Below are 18,847 nucleotides of genomic sequence, written 5' to 3' on the forward strand. Positions count from 1 at the left end.
ATCCTCCTAGTTTATAAATATGATTGTGTCGCGACAAGAAGCAATTTTGTTATGCCACTGTGCGCATTGAAAATTTGATGGTTGGAAGATGCTTCGTAATATACGGCATCGCCTTCACTTGCGATATATTCATCATTGCCAAGAACGACTCGAATACGCCCTTTTTGCACATAGATAAAGGTTTCCGCCAGTGACGGCTCAAATGCTTTAAATTCTGCATCTTTTTGCAATGTAATGAAAACAGGCTCCATTTCCTTTTCATTTGAAGTAGGGATAAGCCACTCGATTTCATATTTTTTATCCTGGTCAATGAAGCAGGTTTGATCATCTTTCGTGAAAACAATTTTTTCGTTAGTTTGCGTATCATCAAAAAAGTCCCGTGGTGAACACCCGAGAACTTCCAGTAAGTTGAACAATGTTTCGATGGAAGGGGAATTCAAATCGCGCTCCAGTTGGGAGATATAGCCTTTTGTTAAATCGGTACGTTCCCCGAGCTCTTCCTGGGTTAGCCCTTTCTTTATACGCAGGGCTTTAATTTTTGAACCAATTTGCATGTAGTCACACCCCTTATATTTTTCGCTCAATAGTTTACTGTATATAAACCTTGAGTAAGGAAGTTTACTTTTACATTACTTTAAGTTTACGAGAGCAATAATAATTATACATAATAAACGTGTATTTTCAAGGGTCTTGACCAAATATATATTGATCTATGTATTAGGTCATTTGAATGGTACCGAAAAAACCGTCATTACATATGTTACAACGAGGTGAGTATAAATGAGGATTCGAACAATAATGCCTTCGTTAAGTGGCGCAACGAAAATCTTAAATAGGGAGAATACTAATGAAGAAAGTGCTAAAGCAACATTGGTATATTTCTGGTCAATGAGCTGTTCGGAGTGTGCCCAGTCCATCAAGAACCTGAAGGAACTGGAACGTATATTCGGTGATCGGTTATCGGTTCATGCGATTCATATGCCAAGGGAAGAATCGGATTATTCGGAAGCCCTTGTAAAAGAAAAAATAAAGCAATTGGAAATAATATACCCTGTTTACCTGGACAATGAACTAATGATAAGCGACAGGTTTGGAAACAAGTTCGTACCTGCGTACTATATATTTGATCAACAGCAGCAATTACGATTTTTTAAGGCAGGGTACTTTGCATTAAAATTATTGCAACAGAAAATAGAGCGTATAATTTAATGACAACAGCGCTTTTGATGAGTTAAACTAGTGGCAGCAGGATGTTCGGAGGAGAAAAGAATGAAAAAAGAATTCGTAGTAATAGGGTTGGGACGTTTTGGAGGAAGCATTGTACGTGAACTCGTTAAACAGGGGGCAAATGTAATGGCCATTGATACTGATAGTGAACGTGTCGATGAATATGCCCGTATTGCCACACAGGCCGTAGTAGCGGATACGACAGAAGAGGAAACGATTAAATCACTAGGTTTATGGAATTTCGAACATGTCATTGTAGCGATTGGTGAAGATATTCAGTCAAGTATTTTAACGACGCTTATTTTGAAAGAACTCGGCGTTCCACAAATTACAGTGAAGGCACAAAATGATTATCATGAAAAAGTATTGCTGAAAATCGGTGCGGATTTTGTTGTACACCCTGAACGTGATATGGGCATCCGGATCGCGAATAATATGATGTCAAACAGTGTCCTTGATTATTTGGAGATTTCAGGTGAACATTCAATCATGGAAATTAAAGCAAACGAAAGCATTGCCGGCCAATCGTTAATCGAACTGGATGTACGGGCAAAATACGGCTTGAATATCGTCGGCATTACACGCGGTGATGAAATTATGATCTCTCCCAATGCAACAGAACGTATTCAGGTGGGGGATGTCCTGCTCATAATCGGTGCTGATGTCGATATTAACCGATTTGTGAAGAAGGTCATTCATAAATAAATTTGACAGTTGTTGTAGAATTCGGACATAACTAAAAATCCATCATCTTGCGAAAGCAAAATGATGGATTTTTTATATTGAAGACTAGTCCCGTTTTATACTTCCATAATGATCGGTAAAATCATTGGACGACGCTTTGTTTTTTCATATAAATATGGGCCTAATACATCGGTAATTTCATTTTTCAAATCATTCCATTGTGTATCTTTTTCCTGAATCGTGCTGTTTAGATGATGGTTCAGCATTTTTTGCGCTTCATTGATCATCATGCCCGATTCACGCATATACACAAATCCGCGAGAAATAATATCCGGTCCCGAAACAAGCTTGTTTTTAGCCATATCGACACTTACGACAACGATGACTAAACCTTCTTCTGAAAGAATTCGACGATCGCGCAATACGATATTGCCGATATCCCCGATCCCATTACCATCGATATACACATCGCCTGAAGGGATGCGTCCTGCAACATGTGCTTCATTTGCACTTAATGCTAGAACATCACCATTTTCCATAACGAACGAGTTTTCCAATGGAACTTCACAAGCTTCAGCTAATTCAGTATGAATTTTCAGCATGCGATATTCGCCATGAATCGGCATAAAGAATTTCGGTTTCATTAAACGAAGCATAAGCTTTTGCTCTTGTTGAGAACCGTGACCTGAAGTATGGATATTATTTAATGCACCATGGATAACTTCTGCACCAGCGCGGAATAATAGGTTGATAATTTTGTTCACGCTCATCGTGTTACCGGGAACCGGAGAAGATGAAAATACAACTGTATCACCAGGCTGGATTTGAATTTGACGGTGCGTACCGTTAGCAATACGTGATAATGCAGCCATTGGTTCACCTTGAGAACCGGTACATAAAATCATCACTTCATTTGCTGGTAAACGGTTTAAGCTTTGTATATCGACAAATGTTTCTTTAGGTGCTGTAATATAGCCTAATTCACGGCCGATTGTAATCGCATTATCCATTGAACGACCAAACACTGCAACTTTACGACCGTATTTCACAGCTGCGTCTGTTGCCTGTTGTAATCGGTGGATATTTGAAGCAAATGTTGCAAAAATAATACGTCCATCAACTTTACGGAAAATTTCGTCAATGCTTTTCCCAACTGTACGCTCAGACATTGTAAAATCAGGCTTTTCGGCATTTGTACTATCTGATAGTAAACAAAGAACGCCATCACGGCCGATTTCTGCCATTTTCGTCAAGTTAGCGGGCTCGCCCACTGGAGTAAAGTCAAACTTAAAGTCACCAGTATGCACAATATTACCCGGTGGTGTCTTGATGACAATACCATATGCATCTGGAATACTATGTGTTGTACGGAAGAAGCTAACAGCTGTTTTACGGAATTTAATGACATCATTCTCTTTAAATTCAATCAGTTTTGTTGTACGTAATAAGCCGTGCTCTTCTAATTTGTTGCGAAGTAGACCTAGTGCAAGTTTTCCGCCATATACAGGAATATTAACTTGACGTAATAAATAAGGAATACCACCGATATGATCTTCGTGACCATGTGTTATAAATAAGCCTTTGATTTTGTCTACGTTTCGAACTAAATACGTATAGTCTGGAATTACATAGTCAATGCCAAGCAAATCGTCTTCAGGGAATTTAATACCTGCATCTATTAGTATGATTTCATCTTGGAATTGTATTGCATATGTGTTTTTGCCGATTTCGCCCAGTCCGCCGAGTGCGAATACAGCCGCTTGATCATTCTTAACGAATTTCATAACAATTAAGCGTTCTCCAGATGGAAATTCGGGCTATTTTGTTCATATTCTAAATAGTTGCCCTCTAGAAGTTGAACAAGTTCGATATTGTAGTTACGGTCTTTTAAATAGTGACGTACTTCACGTTCAGATGCCGCCTCTAAATAAAGTGTTTTTGTGTTTTCGCGAACTGGAATCTCAGAAATGTTTTCTTGATAATAGACTTTGTAAATCATAGTTACTCTCCTTTAAGTACGAACATTATTACTGCACTTCTATTTTGTAGAAAAATGCATTTCCTTTATATTATCACGGGACTCCTTTAAAATAAAGAAAAGCCCTTCAAATTTCGTCAACACGGATGTGTTCACGAATCAAAAAAATGGCACGTCCTGTAATTGGGCGTGCCACTGTAAATGATGTGTTAGGCAATTAATTTTTTTCCGAGGATGCCATTTAATCGTTTCCGCCATTTCTTTTTGAGACGTTTTAACATAGGTCATCACTCCTCACACTCATTATACAAAATATTCAGATTTTTGTAAAGGGCCTATAAGGTGAACTTCTATCCATGGGGTTCTTTATCCCCCTGGATTGTTAGTTAAACCAATCGGGCATTTACGGGTAGTTGATCTCCTCTCTATCCTTTTTGCCCTGTTTAAGTCTGGAGGTGGAAGTCTCGCCTTTGCAGATACACTTTCAAGTTATGATTTACTACCCGTTAATGCGGGATAATAATTAAAGGAGCGTTATAAATTGAAGAAAATATTATTTTTTGATGTAGACGGCACTCTATATAATTCAGATAAGACATTACCTGCTTCAGCAAAAGAGGCTATATTCAAGGCTCGTGAAAATGGTCACGAAATAGCGATTGCAACAGGGCGAGCGCCATTTATGATAAAAGATATACTGGAAGAGCTGCAAATCGATACATATGTAACATTTAACGGCCAATATGTCGTTTACCAAGGCGAGGTCGTTTATACAGATCAGATCGAAAATGAAACATTAACGGAAATTCTGGAATTTGGTGCACAGCGAAATCATCCTTTAGTTTTCCTGAATGAAAAGGAAATGATCGCTACCGAAAGCGACTATGAAAGTGTGGAAAGCAGTTTATCTACACTACAATACCCATATCCGCAAATTGATCCGCAATACTACTTGCATACGCCGGTTTATCAAACACTTGTATTTATAGAAGAAAAAGATCAGCCGATTTATGAGCAGCAATTCCCGCAAGTACAATTTATACGTTGGCATCCATTCTCTTGTGATGTATTGCCTGACGGTGGTTCAAAGGCGAACGGCATTCGAAAATTACTGGAACATATTGATTTTCCTGAAGAGGATGTTATTACATTTGGCGATGGTTTAAACGATATTGAAATGCTGTCGGAGTTTGGCTATAGTGTTGCGATGGAAAATGGTCATGAACGGGCAAAGGAAGTGGCTTCGATGATTACGGGACATGTGGACAATGGTGGTTTGGCAGACGCGATGAAGAAGTTGAAGTTAATTTAGTAGAAGTGGTTAAAATACTGAAAGAAACGTTGTGGAGGAATTCTTCACAACGTTTTTTTGTTGTGGGAGCCGGAGCCGGGTTTTATTAGAACAATGTAGGAGGTTATTAGATAACCGAAGAACGATATTAGAAAGAATGGGAAGGATTTTAGAACATCGGGCAGGCATTTTAGAACATTTGCCAGTTATATTAGAAAATCTCTCTTTTATTAGAACATTTACAGGAATATTAGAACTTTTTCAATTTTATTAGAACTTCTAAAGTCAAAGCGACTTCCTTCTATAAGTAACTTATAAAAAAAGAACCCATTCTCGCTGCTAACGAAAATGGGTTCTGAGGATTTAATCTCTTCCGAATGGAATGCTGTTTTCTAATTGGACAAACGGGTCTTTTTCATCGATGCGATCGTAAAACATAACTCCGTTTAAATGATCAAGTTCGTGCTGGAATGCGATGGCAGGGAGTCCGGATAAACGCATTTTCTTTTCTTCCCCGTCCACGGTCATAAACTTTACAGTGATACGTGCATAGCGATAGACATAGCCAGGTACGGCACGGTCTACAGATAGGCAGCCTTCACCGCTTGTAATATAAGTCTGTTCAACGGAATGGCTAACGATTTTAGGGTTAACTGCGACAAAGCTGATCTGTTCGCCGTTTTCGTCTTCCAAATGCAGCGCAAACATCCGTTTTAAACTATTAACCTGATTTGCAGCTAAGCCGATGCCGCCGCGTAAATTATATTTTTCAGCAATTTCAGGATTTTGGCTATTAATTAAGTATTGCAGCATATCATCTGCGAGTTGTCGATCTTCTGCAGATAGCGGAAAAGTTACTTCCTCCGCGCGGGTACGTAAAGTAGGGTGTCCTTCACGGATAATATGTTCCATTAAAATCATGTGAAACTTCCTTTCAGTTCAAACTTATATGTGTAAGTATACACGACTCTCCGGAATCGAAGTAAGAAAAAACCTTCTCCAAAAGAAATTTATCACAATTTCAGATTTAACAATTCATTATAAGGGAATGAATAAATCGTGCGGTATTATGAATTAAATAACAATATTGATTTTGGGTTTTTTCTATTATAGTACAGAGGTGATTCGAGTGTGATACAGGTAATGCAACTGTATCAGTTTAAACAAATGTGAGGAAAAATCTTTAATTAAGATGATAAACAATGATTGACCGATAGAATTTTATTCTTTATACTCGGTTTATAGAAACGTTGTACTAGTAAAAAACGAATTTTTTTTAATACAGTTCAAAGGGGATGTAAACAATGGCAGAAAAAATGAAGAATCAATTGGACCCAGCTGGAACGTTACAGGAAATCGAAAACAATTTTGAGATGTTCCAAATTTTAAACGAGCAGGGTGAAATAGTAAATGAAGCGGCAATGCCGGATTTAACGGACGAGCAATTAGTTGAATTGATGGAACGTATGGTGTACGTACGTATTTTAGATCAACGTTCGATTTCATTAAACCGTCAAGGACGTCTTGGTTTCTATGCACCGACTGCGGGTCAGGAAGCTTCACAGCTCGCATCACAATATGCTTTGGAAAAAGAAGACTGGATTTTGCCGGGCTATCGTGATGTACCGCAAATCGTTATGCACGGTTTACCATTATGGAAGGCATTTTTATTCAGCCGCGGTCACTTCATTGGTAACCAAGTACCGGAAGGCGTTAATGTATTGGCACCGCAGATTATTATCGGTGCGCAATATATCCAAACGGCTGGTGTGGCACTTGGCCTGCAAAAACGTGGTTCAAAAACAGTTGCGATTACTTATACAGGTGACGGTGGTTCATCTCAAGGGGATTTCTACGAAGGCATTAACTTTGCAGGAGCTTTCAAATCTCCGGCGATTTTCATCGTACAAAACAACCAGTTTGCAATTTCAACTCCACGTGAATTACAGACGGCTGCTAAGACTATAGCACAAAAAGGTATAGCGGCAGGTATTCCAAGTATATTGGTTGATGGAATGGATCCATTAGCAGTATATGCGGCGACAAAGGATGCGCGTGACCGTGCTGTCCGCGGTGAAGGACCAACGTTAATCGAAACGATGTGTTACCGATATGGGCCGCATACGATGGCAGGGGATGACCCGACACGTTACCGTACAACGGATATCGACAATGAATGGGCTGCGAAAGATCCATTAGTACGCTTCCGTACATTCCTTGAAGGTAAAGGTTTATGGGATGAGCAAAAAGAAGAAGCAGTGATCGAGCGTGCTAAAGAAGAGATTAAAGATGCAATTAAACAAGCGGACCAAGCACCAAAACAAAAAGTTACGGAATTAATGGAAAATATGTACGCTGGAGAAATGCCTGCGAACTTAAAAGAACAGTATGCGATTTATAAAGAGAAGGAGTCGAAATAAGCCATGGCACAAATGACAATGATTCAAGCAATTACAGATGCATTACGTTGCGAATTAAAAAATGACGAGAACGTTTTAGTATTCGGTGAAGACGTTGGTGTAAACGGCGGAGTATTCCGTGCAACAGAAGGTCTTCAAAAAGAATTCGGCGTAGATCGTGTATTTGATACGCCACTTGCAGAATCAGGAATTGGTGGTTTAGCAATTGGTTTAGGGTTAACAGGATACCGTCCAGTACCTGAAATTCAATTTTTCGGCTTCGTATTCGAAGTAATGGATTCTATCAGCGGACAATTGGCTCGTATGAGATATCGTTCAGGCGGTACGTATAATGCACCAGTAACAATCCGTTCACCATTTGGCGGTGGTGTTCATACGCCTGAAATGCACTCGGATTCATTAGAAGGACTAATGGCTCAATCACCGGGATTAAAAGTAGTTATTCCATCAACACCATATGATGCAAAAGGGTTACTGATTGCTTCTATTCGTGATGATAATCCGGTTATTTTCTTAGAGCATTTAAAACTTTACCGTTCATTCCGTGAAGAAGTTCCGGAGGAGTCATACACAATTGAATTGGGTAAAGCAGATGTGAAGCGTGAAGGGAAAGACCTTTCTATCATTGCTTACGGCTTAATGGTTCATGAAAGTCTAAAAGCGGCAGAAGAGTTGGAAAAAGAGGGCTATTCAGTAGAAGTAATCGATTTACGTACAATTCAGCCGTTAGATATCGAAACAATTATTGCATCTGTTGAAAAAACAGGTCGTGCAATCGTTGTTCAGGAAGCTCAAAAGCAGGCAGGGATTGCGGCAAATGTTGTCGCAGAAATTACAGAACGTGCGATACTATCATTGGAAGCACCGGTACTGCGTGTAGCTGCACCAGATACAATTTATTCATTCCCGCAAGCGGAAGGTGTATGGCTGCCGACGTATAAAGATGTAATGGAAACTGCAAAGAAAGTCTTAACATTCTAAGAATTGAGGGTGAGATAAATGGCATTTACGTTTCGTTTACCAGATATCGGAGAAGGTATTCATGAAGGTGAAATCGTCAAATGGTTCGTTAAACCTGGCGATCAAGTAAAAGAAGACGATATTTTAGCAGAAGTTCAAAATGATAAAGCAGTCGTGGAAATTCCGTCACCAGTTGATGGTACAGTAGAAGAAATCTACGTAGAAGAAGGAACGGTGGCGATTGTCGGGGATGCCTTAATCCGCTTTGATGCACCAGGCTATGAAGATTTAAAACTAAAAGGTGATGACCACCACGAATCAAATGAATCAAATAAAACAGAAGCACAGGTACAGTCTACTGCTGAAGCTGGCCAAGATGTGAAAAAAGAAGAAACTAAAAAGGATAAAAATGCAGATGCTGCTCAGCCGGAAGCTCCTGCTGAAACAGAAAAAGCTGCATCACCATCTGAATCGGAAGCTTCAGGCAAACGCATCATCGCAATGCCTTCTGTTCGTAAATATGCTCGTGAAAAAGGTGTCGAGATTCAGCAAGTTTCAGGTACAGGCAAAAACGGCCGTGTATTAAAAGAAGATATTGAAAGCTTCTTAAACGGAGGTCAACAGTCAGCATCTGAAAATGAAGAAACAAAAGAGACACAACAGCCGCAAGCAGAAGAGAAACAAACAGAAACAAAACAGGCTGCGCCAGTTGCACTTGAAGGCGAGTTCCCTGAAACACGCGAAAAAATGAGTGGTATCCGCAAAGCAATCGCAAAAGCGATGGTACATTCAAAACATACGGCTCCGCACGTAACATTAATGGATGAAGTGGACGTAACAGAACTTGTTGCACATCGTAAGCAATTCAAGGATATTGCAGCAGAGCAAGGTGTTAAATTGACGTATTTACCGTATGTTGTGAAGGCTTTAATCTCGACTTTACGTAAATATCCTGATTTCAACCGTTCGCTTGATGATGCGACACAGGAAATTATTCAAAAACATTACTATAATATTGGTATTGCGGCTGATACAGAAAAAGGTTTATTAGTTCCTGTAATTAAGCATGCTGATCGTAAGTCAGTATTTGGCTTATCTCAGGAAATTAATGAATTGGCTGTAAAAGCACGCGATGGTAAGCTAGCAACGCATGAAATGAAAGGTGCGTCAATGTCGATTACAAATATCGGTTCAGCCGGTGGACAATGGTTCACACCGGTAATTAACCATCCTGAAGTGGCAATCTTAGGAATTGGGCGTATTTCAGAGAAACCAGTAATAAAAAATGGTGAAATTGTAGCAGCACATGTGTTAGCATTATCATTGAGCTTTGATCATCGAATGATCGATGGAGCGACTGCACAAAACGCTTTAAATCATTTAAAACGTTTATTAAGTGAGCCGCAACTATTATTAATGGAGGCGTAAAAAAATGGTAGTAGGAGATTTCCCAATCGAACTAGATACTCTTGTAGTAGGTTCTGGCCCTGGTGGTTATGTAGCAGCAATCCGTGCAGCACAAACAGGTCAAAAAGTAACAATCGTTGAACGTGGAGCATTAGGCGGAGTATGTTTAAACGTAGGTTGTATTCCTTCAAAAGCGTTAATTTCTGTAGGTCACCGCTTTGAAAATGCTCAACATTCAGATGATATGGGTGTTACAGCATCTGAAGTGAAATTAGACTGGTCTAAAGCACAAGCATTTAAAGACGGCGTTGTTAAAAAGTTAGTTGGCGGCGTTGAGGGCTTATTAAAAGGAAACAAAGTAGATATCGTAAAAGGTGAAGCATACTTCGTGGATGCAAACACTGTACGTGTTATCGACGGCGATAATGCTCAAACTTATACATTTAAAAATGCTATTTTAGCAACAGGATCTCGTCCAATCGAAATCCCGACATTTAAATTTACTAAGCGAGTAGTAAGCTCAACTGGTGCATTATCTTTCCCTGAAGTACCAGGTAAATTAGTAGTTATCGGTGGCGGTTACATCGGTACTGAGCTTGGTTCTGCTTATGCTAACTTAGGTTCTCAAGTAACAATTATCGAAGGCGGCAAAGATATTTTAGCTGGTTTCGAAAAACAAATGACGCAAATCGTTAAAAAAGGCCTTAAGAAAAAAGGTGTTGAAGTAGTAGTAAATGCATCTGCTAAAGGCGTAGAAGAAAACGAAAACGGCGTAATCGTTACTTATGAAGCAGGCGGCGAAGAGAAAACTGTTGAAGCAGATTACGTATTAGTAACTGTAGGTCGTCGTCCGAATACGGATGAAATGGGCTTAGAAGAAGTGGGCATTAAATTCGCAGAACGCGGATTATTGGAAGTAGACAAACAAAGTCGTACTTCAGTATCGAACATCTATGCAATCGGTGATATCGTTGCTGGTCCACAACTTGCTCATAAAGCTTCTTATGAAGGTAAAGTTGCTGCAGAAGCAATCGCTGGTGAACCATCAGTAGTTGACTACTTAGCAATTCCTGCAGTATGCTTCACAGATCCGGAAATGGCGACTGTAGGCTACTCTGAAGAGCAAGCAAAAGCGGAAGGTTTAGAAGTGAAAGCTGCTAAATTCCCATTCGCTGCAAACGGTCGTGCATTAGCATTAAACGAAACAGAAGGCTTCGTGAAACTAGTAGCACGTAAAGAAGATGGCTTATTAGTTGGTGCTCAAATCGTTGGTGTTGGTGCCTCTGATATGATCGCTGAAATGGCAACTGCTATTGAAGGCGGCATGACTGCAGAAGATATCGCATTAACAATCCATGCTCACCCAACTTTAGGTGAAATTACAATGGAAGCTGCTGAAGTTTTACTAGGCAACCCAATCCATATTGTAACTAAATAATTTTATGAAATAACACTGCTCATTTTTGATGATGGGCAGTGTTTTTTTTGTGGATATGTGTAATGGGGGTGTCTTGCAAGGGGAAACTGGTTTTCTTGTGGGGGGAATTTTAATTTTCTAACGTTTGAAAGAAAGGTTTTTAAATTGTGAAATATGGTTATATATAACTGGAAAAGATATTTTGATAGTGCAACATGTAGAGCAAATAAACTATTTGTCATTAAATATATTGTGGAAAAAGTTCTGATTTAATGGAGTAGACCGCATGTTAGATTTTTTTGATTAAGGGGTTGGGATGTTATGGACCATCAAAATGAAAAAAAGAAGAATGAATGGATATCTTCGACAGTTGTATTATTAATGGATTCGAGAGAAGAAAGGCAAAAGGGACAACCAGAGCATTTTGCTGCAATTGCGTTAGATATATTAGTAAGGAAGCTGCTGGAAGTGCAAAAGGAAAATTTCACAAAAGATTCTTATGATTTGTTGCAGCATGCCATATTCAATGCAATAGGGATGAAGTCTACTGATATAGCACAAGCTTCTGACGGGCTGATAATAGCCGCTGGGAAACTTCAAACAAGTCCTTTATTAATGCATTCACCTCATCCATATAACTATATTAACAAAGTAAATCCAATTCAAAATACCGGCTCTGTTTTGCGTAATACATTGCAGGCGATTCTATTTAATGTACAACGATTCCCGTATAATGAAATGACTGATCGATCTGTTAAACAAATAAAACAAACAATTCAATTTGCAAAAGAAACGATTGATCAAAACGCAACCACACATGAACTTGTTTTCGCTTTAAGAAGTGTTTTAGGATCACTAATGGATATACAGTTACCAACAAAAAAGATGGTTTGAAAAATTAATGGTCTTAGAGCGATGAGAATATTAAAGAGGTGTTAATTGAATCCGACTGACTGAAGCTATCTTGAATAAATTCAACAAGATAGCTTTTAATATTGCTGAAATATAATTGGAATACAACCAAATTATAGCAGGAAAATAAAATAGACAGAAATTTCTAATAGACGTACAATAATACTGTGTAAAGGGGGAGAGCGGGTGGAGATTATTCGTACTATTGCTCAAATTGGTATTATCATTCTATTTTATCTCGCTGGAGAAATTATCGTTTCAGTTACCGGCATTATTATACCCGGAAGTATTATCGGGTTAGTTATATTATGGCTTGCGCTATACTTTAAAATTTTAAATGTGAAATACATACAAAAAGGTGCCAGTTTTATGTTGGCATTTTTAACATTATTTTTTATTCCTTCTACTGTAGCAGTCATCAATTATCCTGAACTGCTCACTTTATCAGGAGCTCTTTTCGTTTTAGCTGTTATAATCAGTACCATTTTTGCGCTAGTCATTACCGGTAAAATCAGCAAACTGATAGAAAGAAAGGAACGAAAAATGAAGGAGGAAGAGAATATTGCTGCATCTACTGCTAACTCTATTCATCATAAGTAGCACCGTTCTTCTTTTTATATTACTGAACAGGCTATACTTGAAAGTAGGTCACCCATTATTGTTGCCTATTTTAACGGCGACTTGTGTTACAGTCATTATTTTACTAGTTTTTAATATTCCGTATGAAACGTATATGGAGGGCGGGCAATGGATATCCAAAATGCTGGGTCCGGCAGTTGTAGCGCTGGCATTTCCTTTATACAACCAGCGAGAGCTTATATTCAAATACAAGTACTCGATTATTACCAGCATCGTTGTCGCAATGCTTGCGGGTCTTATGAGCGTTGTATCATTGCTTTTCCTTTTCGGGTCAGGCAGAGACTTTATCCTTACTTCTTTACCTAAATCTTTAACGACACCTGTAGCGATGCAAGTAAGTGATATTGTTGGGGGAATACCGCCTCTTACAGCTGTAATGGTAATGGTGGCAGGATTTACTGGTGCCATTTTAGGACCGGTACTATTTAAAGTATTTAAAATTGATACGGCAATAAGCCGAGGGGTCGCTATGGGAAGTGCTTCACACGGTGTAGGATTGACAAAGTTAAAGGAATATAGTGAAGAAGATTTATCGATCGGTTCACTGTCTATGGGGCTCAGTGCTGTGGTGGGGGCATTCATCATTCCGCTTATTTCGATCTATTTATTTTAAAAAAGACAGACAGCATTTAGCTGTCTGTCGAACATATTAATAAATTGCTTTACGTTCTTTAATAACACGAATATTTTGTAATGTACTGTCTTCTGGACCTTGAACAGGGAGACCTGCTTCAATATTCATCCTAATAAAATCGATATTGCTTTGCGTAATTATTTCCCCGGGAATAAAAATTGGAATGCCCGGTGGATATACCATAATAAATTCTGCGCAAATATACCCTTCTGCCTGTGCAAGTGGAATACTTTCTGTCTGTGCATAAAAAGCATCACGCGGTGTCATGGCCAGAGCGGGAATTTCAGGTATTTGAACATTTGTTTCAGTAACCGATGCATCCGATTCGAAGTTTTTCGACATACGTGTCAAAGCATTAACAAGTAAATTAATTTCTTTTTTCGAATCTCCAATTGTTACTAAGCATAAAATATTGTATAGATCGGACAACTCTACTTCCAAGTTGGCGTTTTGACGTAACCATTCTTCTGCAACATGTCCGGTAATACCTAAATCTTTAACGCAAATTAACAGTTTTAATGGATCCATATCGAATGTAGCTGAAGTTCCGAGTTTTTCACGTCCTACACAATGCAGATGCGGAATTGAGTTAATGCGTTTACGGGCATCTTTCGCCAAACGGATTGCTTCGTCTAATAAATCATATCCATGAACTGCAAGCTGGCGACGTGCCGTATCTAAAGACGCCAGTAATGGATAGGAAGTCGATGTCGTTGTCAGCATAGAGAATACAGCTTGTACTCTTTTAGCTGTTACAAGACCTTCTCTGACGTTTAAGACAGAGCTGCCTGTCATGGAGCCGCCAAGCTTATGTGTGCTCGTAGCAGCCATATCTGCGCCGGCTTGCATTGCAGATAACGGCAGCTCATCATGGAATTTAATATGAACGCCATGAGCTTCATCTACAATTACCGGAATATTACGTGCATGTACAATTTCGACAATGCGTTTTAAATCTGCAACAAAACCAAAATACGTCGGGTTGATGACAAGTACGGCTTTCGCATCTGGATATGTTGTCAATGCACGCTCAACGGACTCAGGTGAAATACCATGAGAAATGCCGAGCTCACTGTCGACTTCCGGATGAATAAAAATAGGAATAGCACCTGCAAAAACAATCGCTGACATAATTGATTTATGTACATTCCGCGGTACTATAATTTTATCGCCTGGGCCAACGACAGTCATAATCATCGTCATGATGGCGCCACTAGTACCTTGCACGGAAAAAAATGTATGGTCAGCACCAAAGGCTTCAGCAGCAAGGTTTTGTGCTTGCATAATCACACCTTTAGGAGCGTGTAAATCATCTAGTGGAGCAATATTAATTAAATCAATTGATAAAACGTTGTCGCCTACAAATTCTCTGTAAGCTGGATCCATTCCTTGCCCTTTTTTATGGCCGGGAATATGGAACTGGATAGGGTGTCTGTTGCGATGCTTAAGTAATGCATCAAACAAAGGAGTCTCTAACTGTGACAACGCAGGTACCACCTCACTATTTAGTATTTTTTAAAAACAAGTGAATTATAGCACCTATTAAAGTTGCTGACTATATAAATATTTCAATCAACTGAATTAACAGTTATTATCTTAGGGGGAATGACAATGAAATGGCAAACAAAAGTAACCGATTTATTGCAAATCCAATATCCGATTATTCAGGGCGGACTGGCGTATCTGGCCTATTCAGAGCTTGCTGCGGCGGTATCCAATGCAGGAGCGTTAGGACAGATTACCGCCATGAGCTTACCATCACCTGATGCATTGAGAGAAGAAATAAAAAAAGTGAGAGAAATGACTGATCGACCGTTTGGGGTAAACTTTGCGATCGGGATGCATGGAAAAGGATACGAAAAAATGATCGAAGTGGCTGGTGAGATGGATGTCCCCGTAGTAACAATAACGGGAGGAAATCCTGCACCGATATTCGACATATTAAAAGATGCATCATGTAAAAAACTCGTACTGGTGGCTGCGAAACGACAGGCGCAAAAAGCTGAACAGCTGGGTGCGGATGCCGTAATGGTTGTCGGGCAAGAAGGCGGCGGCCATTTAGGGAGAGATGATGTTGGAACAATGGTTCTAGTACCTCAAGTTGTCGATAGTGTATCGATTCCCGTCATTGCTTCAGGCGGAATCGGAGACGGTCGCGGATGGATGGCGGCACATGCATTAGGGGCGGAAGGAATTGAGATGGGGACACGCTTTATTGCAACGAAAGAATGCGTACATGCTTCTTTAGCATATAAACAGGCACTGATGGAAAGTGAAGAAACAGATACAACGATTATTAAACGCTCGATCGGTGCACCTGCCCGAGTGATCCGCAATGCGTTTACAGATGAAATTTTAGGGGTGGAGCAAAAAACGCCTACATATGAAGCACTGAAATCATATATTAGTGGTGAAGCTAATAAAAATTTCATTTACGATGGAGATGCGACAAAAGGTTACGGATGGGCTGGTCAGGTAACGGGATTAATTCAAGATGTACCGTCAGTAGAAGAATTAATTCAGCGTATGGTTGTACAAGCGGAAAAAATCCGTTTAAAATGGGGACAGTAACAATTAAAGGCAGGTAAATAATTTATGGAATATTCATACCCATTATCGACGGACTGGACGACAGATGAAATGGTCGATGTCGTACGCTTTTTTGAAGTGGTGGAAATGGCTTACGAAAAAGGGGCGAAGCGTGAACTAGTCATGGCTCGCTACAAACGTTTTAAAGAAATTGTACCTTCCCAGGCGGAAGAAAAAACAATCTGCCGTGAATTCGAGCAGGCAAGCTCTTATGTACCATTCCGTGTCGTAAAGCTGGCGAAAGAATTAGCGGACGGACAACTTGTAAGAATGTAACAAAAATTCTGTGACAGAAATAGCAGTGCATGGATAAGGCAAAATACTTCAAAAAAGAAACGAATATTCTGTACAGCAAAAAGCAGCATTTTTCTCCGAGAGGAAAATGCTGCTTTTATTTTAATCTTTAGAATTTTTTAAATTATTTTTAAATTGTTGGAATGTTTAGCAGTCTTTTGTACATATTAATAATAAATGGTCGATTAGCCTTTGATGATTTCATAAACAGGGAGAAGCTCATCAAATGTTCGTTCAGCCAATTGCAAAAATTGTTCTGCAGACATTTTAATTGCCTCATCTGCAGGTATACGACGTCCAACAAGAAATTCTCCTTTTTTTACATCACGCAGGCGTATAAGGAGCTGTTCAAGCTTTTCATTGCGCGCTTCTTTTAAAGGAATTGTATGTGGTTGCATATGATCGCCGGAAAGTACAAAATCATCGGATAAATCTTTAATCACTTGCATATTTTCCAGTAAGCGCTGTGCCATTTCTTGTTTATGCGGCGCTTCATATATCACTGCAACTACGATGAAAAGATGCGTACCCCATAATCCAATCTGGAAATGCGGCAATGCTTTATAACCACGCTTATACGGAGCAAACGCAACCCATGAGTCTTTTGGCGGGTTTACAGTACGGCGGGCATGTTTTGCAACATGACCAAAAAATTCTTCTCCTGTTTGTGCACTGAAATACCCTGTAAAGGTCTCCGAAAGCTCATTAAACTTCGGGCGTATAATTGTTGTTAAAGCGTCCATACGCTCATCTAGACCATCAATACTAAATACTTGAAAGTCTTCTTTCGTCCATTTGACAATACTCATTTTTATAATTCCTTTCATTTTATGTTTATTTTATTAACTTTTTGGGAAAAAATCTTGTAATAGAAACTTTATACCAGCGGAAAAATAATAATGGCGAGGCTATTAAGAAATTACTTATATTCTCCAGTTTGGTTAAAGTCTGAAAAATTATGATAAGGAAGTGATTTATTATGAAACAGATGATTAAGATTATACGCAAAGTTGATATTGAAAAGCAATATGAAGAGATTTTAATGTTGGAAATGGATTATGAACTGGCAACACTCTATGCTGCGATGAATGAAAAAAATCAGTCTGATATTGATAAATCTAAAAAACGTTTATCAGAAATTCAAGAGGAATTAAAGGGTCTACATGCATATGCGTAACAAAAAAATGTTTCCAAAATAAAAAATCACTTGCGGACGTAAGAAAGCAAGTGATTTTTTGTTATAATAAGGGTACTTTAAAAAACGCTCAACATAATTACATAAATTAACTGGCGATTGTTGTCGGAAGGTGGATGAACGATGGATATAAAACAACTGGATAAATTTGCAAAAGAAATTATTTTTGAAGCGGGAAAAAATATTCGATCAGCATTTTCCTATAATATTGAAATCGAAACAAAGTCGAATCCCAATGATTTAGTAACGAATATAGATCGTGAAACAGAATTGTTTTTCATTGAAAAAATAAAGGCTTTTAATCCGGACCATCGTATTTTAGGTGAAGAAGGAATGGGCGAAAAAGTTGAAAGTTTGGAAGGCGTTGTGTGGATTATCGATCCGATTGACGGAACGATGAATTTTGTGAAGCAGCATCGTCATTTCATGATTACAATCGGCATTTATGTTGATGGTGTTGGAGTGTTGGGGTACATATTTGATGTGATGCGGGAAGATTTATTCAATGCAATTGCAGGTGAAGGGGCATGGTATAACGATTCTCCGCTGCGCAAGCTGCAGCCGGTGAAAATCGAAGAGGCGGTAATCGGCATCAATGCTAACTGGGTTACACCGAATAGTCGCATCAACCACGAAAAGATTATCGAACTTGTTCGCACGGTGCGCGGGACACGTTCCTACGGCTCGGCAGCAATGGAAATCGCCTTTGTTGTAAGCGGAAAGCTGGATGCTTATATGTCCATGCGTCTTGCACCTTGGGATATCGGCGGGGGAGTGATCATTGCAAAAGAGGTAGGGGCGATTGCCACAAATCTGGACGGCAAAGGTTTCGATTATTTATCGAAGGATACATTTCTAATTGCGAATCCTTCCATTCATCATTTAATCTTGGATAAATATATTGAAGAAAAAAAATAAAAAAACTTCGGTGCTCATTGCACCGAAGTTTTTTTCTATAATAAACCTTGATCTCTGAATTTACGTTTTGTCTTAAAGGCCATACCGAAAATTCCACACATAACGATAACACCTAAAACAACACCGATCCAGCCGGTAGTTTCATACTTTGGTCCTGTCATGAAAATAAGTGAAAATGCAAATCCAATGCTAATCATTGAAAGAATCGCTGCTAATGCGTAAATAAACATCACAAATTTTGCTTTATTCATCGTTCATACCTCCATATACTTTTTATATGTG

Annotated in this window: 21 protein-coding genes; 14 read left to right on the top strand and 7 right to left on the bottom strand. The window is 39.1% G+C overall.

The window, feature by feature from the left end; genetic code table 11:
* Window positions 1–11 precede the first annotated feature (11 nt).
* On the bottom strand, window positions 12–554 hold the full coding sequence (locus tag MKZ25_RS04065) for a helix-turn-helix domain-containing protein (protein WP_340800261.1): 543 nt from the start codon (window positions 552–554) through the stop codon (window positions 12–14).
* Between the two features lie 226 nt (window positions 555–780).
* On the opposite strand from MKZ25_RS04065, the gene MKZ25_RS04070 reads away from it, so the two are divergent.
* Window positions 781–1,209, top strand: coding sequence for a TlpA family protein disulfide reductase (locus MKZ25_RS04070; protein WP_340800262.1), 429 nt, complete (start codon window positions 781–783; stop codon window positions 1,207–1,209).
* 60 nt (window positions 1,210–1,269) lie between these two features.
* Window positions 1,270–1,932 carry a potassium channel family protein gene (locus tag MKZ25_RS04075; protein ID WP_340800263.1) on the top strand — a complete coding sequence of 221 codons (663 nt, stop codon included), beginning with the start codon at window positions 1,270–1,272 and terminating at the stop codon, window positions 1,930–1,932.
* A 95-nt stretch (window positions 1,933–2,027) separates the two neighbouring features.
* Here MKZ25_RS04075 and rnjA read toward each other — a convergent pair whose 3' ends face one another.
* The gene (gene rnjA, locus MKZ25_RS04080; protein ID WP_340800264.1) at window positions 2,028–3,695 is read right to left on the bottom strand and encodes a ribonuclease J1; all 1,668 of its coding nucleotides are present in this window, start codon (window positions 3,693–3,695) and stop codon (window positions 2,028–2,030) included.
* A 5-nt stretch (window positions 3,696–3,700) separates the two neighbouring features.
* Window positions 3,701–3,910, bottom strand: coding sequence for a DNA-dependent RNA polymerase subunit epsilon (locus tag MKZ25_RS04085; RefSeq protein WP_340800265.1), 210 nt, complete (start codon window positions 3,908–3,910; stop codon window positions 3,701–3,703).
* A gap of 520 nt (window positions 3,911–4,430) precedes the next feature.
* Here MKZ25_RS04085 and MKZ25_RS04090 point away from each other — a divergent pair.
* Window positions 4,431–5,201: a Cof-type HAD-IIB family hydrolase gene (locus MKZ25_RS04090; RefSeq protein WP_340800266.1), complete on the top strand. Its 771-nt coding sequence runs from the start codon at window positions 4,431–4,433 to the stop codon at window positions 5,199–5,201.
* 342 nt (window positions 5,202–5,543) lie between these two features.
* Here the strand turns inward: MKZ25_RS04090 and def are convergent, their stop codons facing one another.
* Window positions 5,544–6,101, bottom strand: a complete 558-nt coding sequence (gene def, locus MKZ25_RS04095; RefSeq protein WP_251689588.1) for a peptide deformylase — start codon at window positions 6,099–6,101, stop codon at window positions 5,544–5,546.
* A gap of 383 nt (window positions 6,102–6,484) precedes the next feature.
* Between def and pdhA the strand changes: the two genes are divergently transcribed.
* From pdhA to MKZ25_RS04130, 7 genes are all read left to right on the top strand, one after another.
* Window positions 6,485–7,600 carry a pyruvate dehydrogenase (acetyl-transferring) E1 component subunit alpha gene (pdhA, locus tag MKZ25_RS04100; RefSeq protein WP_340800267.1) on the top strand — a complete coding sequence of 372 codons (1,116 nt, stop codon included), beginning with the start codon at window positions 6,485–6,487 and terminating at the stop codon, window positions 7,598–7,600.
* Window positions 7,601–7,603: 3 nt separating this feature from the next.
* Window positions 7,604–8,581, top strand: a complete 978-nt coding sequence (locus MKZ25_RS04105; RefSeq protein WP_340800268.1) for an alpha-ketoacid dehydrogenase subunit beta — start codon at window positions 7,604–7,606, stop codon at window positions 8,579–8,581.
* 18 nt (window positions 8,582–8,599) lie between these two features.
* A complete protein-coding gene (locus MKZ25_RS04110) occupies window positions 8,600–9,988 on the top strand; it encodes a dihydrolipoamide acetyltransferase family protein (RefSeq protein ID WP_340800269.1) in 1,389 nt (462 codons plus the stop codon).
* A gap of 4 nt (window positions 9,989–9,992) precedes the next feature.
* Window positions 9,993–11,405, top strand: coding sequence for a dihydrolipoyl dehydrogenase (gene lpdA, locus MKZ25_RS04115; RefSeq protein WP_340800270.1), 1,413 nt, complete (start codon window positions 9,993–9,995; stop codon window positions 11,403–11,405).
* Window positions 11,406–11,705: 300 nt separating this feature from the next.
* Window positions 11,706–12,278: a hypothetical protein gene (locus MKZ25_RS04120; RefSeq protein ID WP_340800272.1), complete on the top strand. Its 573-nt coding sequence runs from the start codon at window positions 11,706–11,708 to the stop codon at window positions 12,276–12,278.
* A 204-nt stretch (window positions 12,279–12,482) separates the two neighbouring features.
* A complete protein-coding gene (locus MKZ25_RS04125; protein WP_340800273.1) occupies window positions 12,483–12,896 on the top strand; it encodes a CidA/LrgA family protein in 414 nt (137 codons plus the stop codon).
* On the top strand, window positions 12,859–13,548 hold the full coding sequence (locus tag MKZ25_RS04130) for an LrgB family protein (RefSeq protein WP_340800274.1): 690 nt from the start codon (window positions 12,859–12,861) through the stop codon (window positions 13,546–13,548). The genes MKZ25_RS04125 and MKZ25_RS04130 overlap by 38 nt, the downstream gene beginning before the upstream one ends.
* Window positions 13,549–13,584: 36 nt before the next feature.
* Here the strand turns inward: MKZ25_RS04130 and MKZ25_RS04135 are convergent, their stop codons facing one another.
* Window positions 13,585–15,054, bottom strand: coding sequence for an aminotransferase class I/II-fold pyridoxal phosphate-dependent enzyme (locus MKZ25_RS04135; protein ID WP_340800275.1), 1,470 nt, complete (start codon window positions 15,052–15,054; stop codon window positions 13,585–13,587).
* Window positions 15,055–15,180: 126 nt separating this feature from the next.
* Between MKZ25_RS04135 and MKZ25_RS04140 the strand changes: the two genes are divergently transcribed.
* Window positions 15,181–16,140 (top strand): NAD(P)H-dependent flavin oxidoreductase, encoded by a 960-nt coding sequence (locus tag MKZ25_RS04140; protein WP_340800276.1) that lies wholly within the window; start codon window positions 15,181–15,183, stop codon window positions 16,138–16,140.
* A gap of 24 nt (window positions 16,141–16,164) precedes the next feature.
* Entirely contained in the window at window positions 16,165–16,434 is a 270-nt protein-coding gene (locus tag MKZ25_RS04145; protein ID WP_340800277.1) for a UPF0223 family protein, read from the top strand.
* Between the two features lie 203 nt (window positions 16,435–16,637).
* On the opposite strand, the gene MKZ25_RS04150 is transcribed toward MKZ25_RS04145, so the two are convergent.
* Window positions 16,638–17,261 carry a YktB family protein gene (locus tag MKZ25_RS04150; protein WP_340800278.1) on the bottom strand — a complete coding sequence of 208 codons (624 nt, stop codon included), beginning with the start codon at window positions 17,259–17,261 and terminating at the stop codon, window positions 16,638–16,640.
* 170 nt (window positions 17,262–17,431) lie between these two features.
* Here MKZ25_RS04150 and MKZ25_RS04155 point away from each other — a divergent pair, with 170 nt between their 5' ends.
* Window positions 17,432–17,629: a hypothetical protein gene (locus MKZ25_RS04155; RefSeq protein WP_340800279.1), complete on the top strand. Its 198-nt coding sequence runs from the start codon at window positions 17,432–17,434 to the stop codon at window positions 17,627–17,629.
* A gap of 141 nt (window positions 17,630–17,770) precedes the next feature.
* Window positions 17,771–18,565, top strand: coding sequence for an inositol monophosphatase family protein (locus MKZ25_RS04160; RefSeq protein WP_340800281.1), 795 nt, complete (start codon window positions 17,771–17,773; stop codon window positions 18,563–18,565).
* A gap of 35 nt (window positions 18,566–18,600) precedes the next feature.
* On the opposite strand, the gene MKZ25_RS04165 is transcribed toward MKZ25_RS04160, so the two are convergent.
* Complete coding sequence (locus MKZ25_RS04165; RefSeq protein ID WP_340800282.1) at window positions 18,601–18,816, bottom strand: DUF5325 family protein; 216 nt, start codon at window positions 18,814–18,816, stop codon at window positions 18,601–18,603.
* Window positions 18,817–18,847: the final 31 nt, after the last annotated feature.

It is taken from the genome of Solibacillus sp. FSL W7-1464 (assembly GCF_038004425.1).
GTDB lineage: Bacteria > Bacillota > Bacilli > Bacillales_A > Planococcaceae > Solibacillus.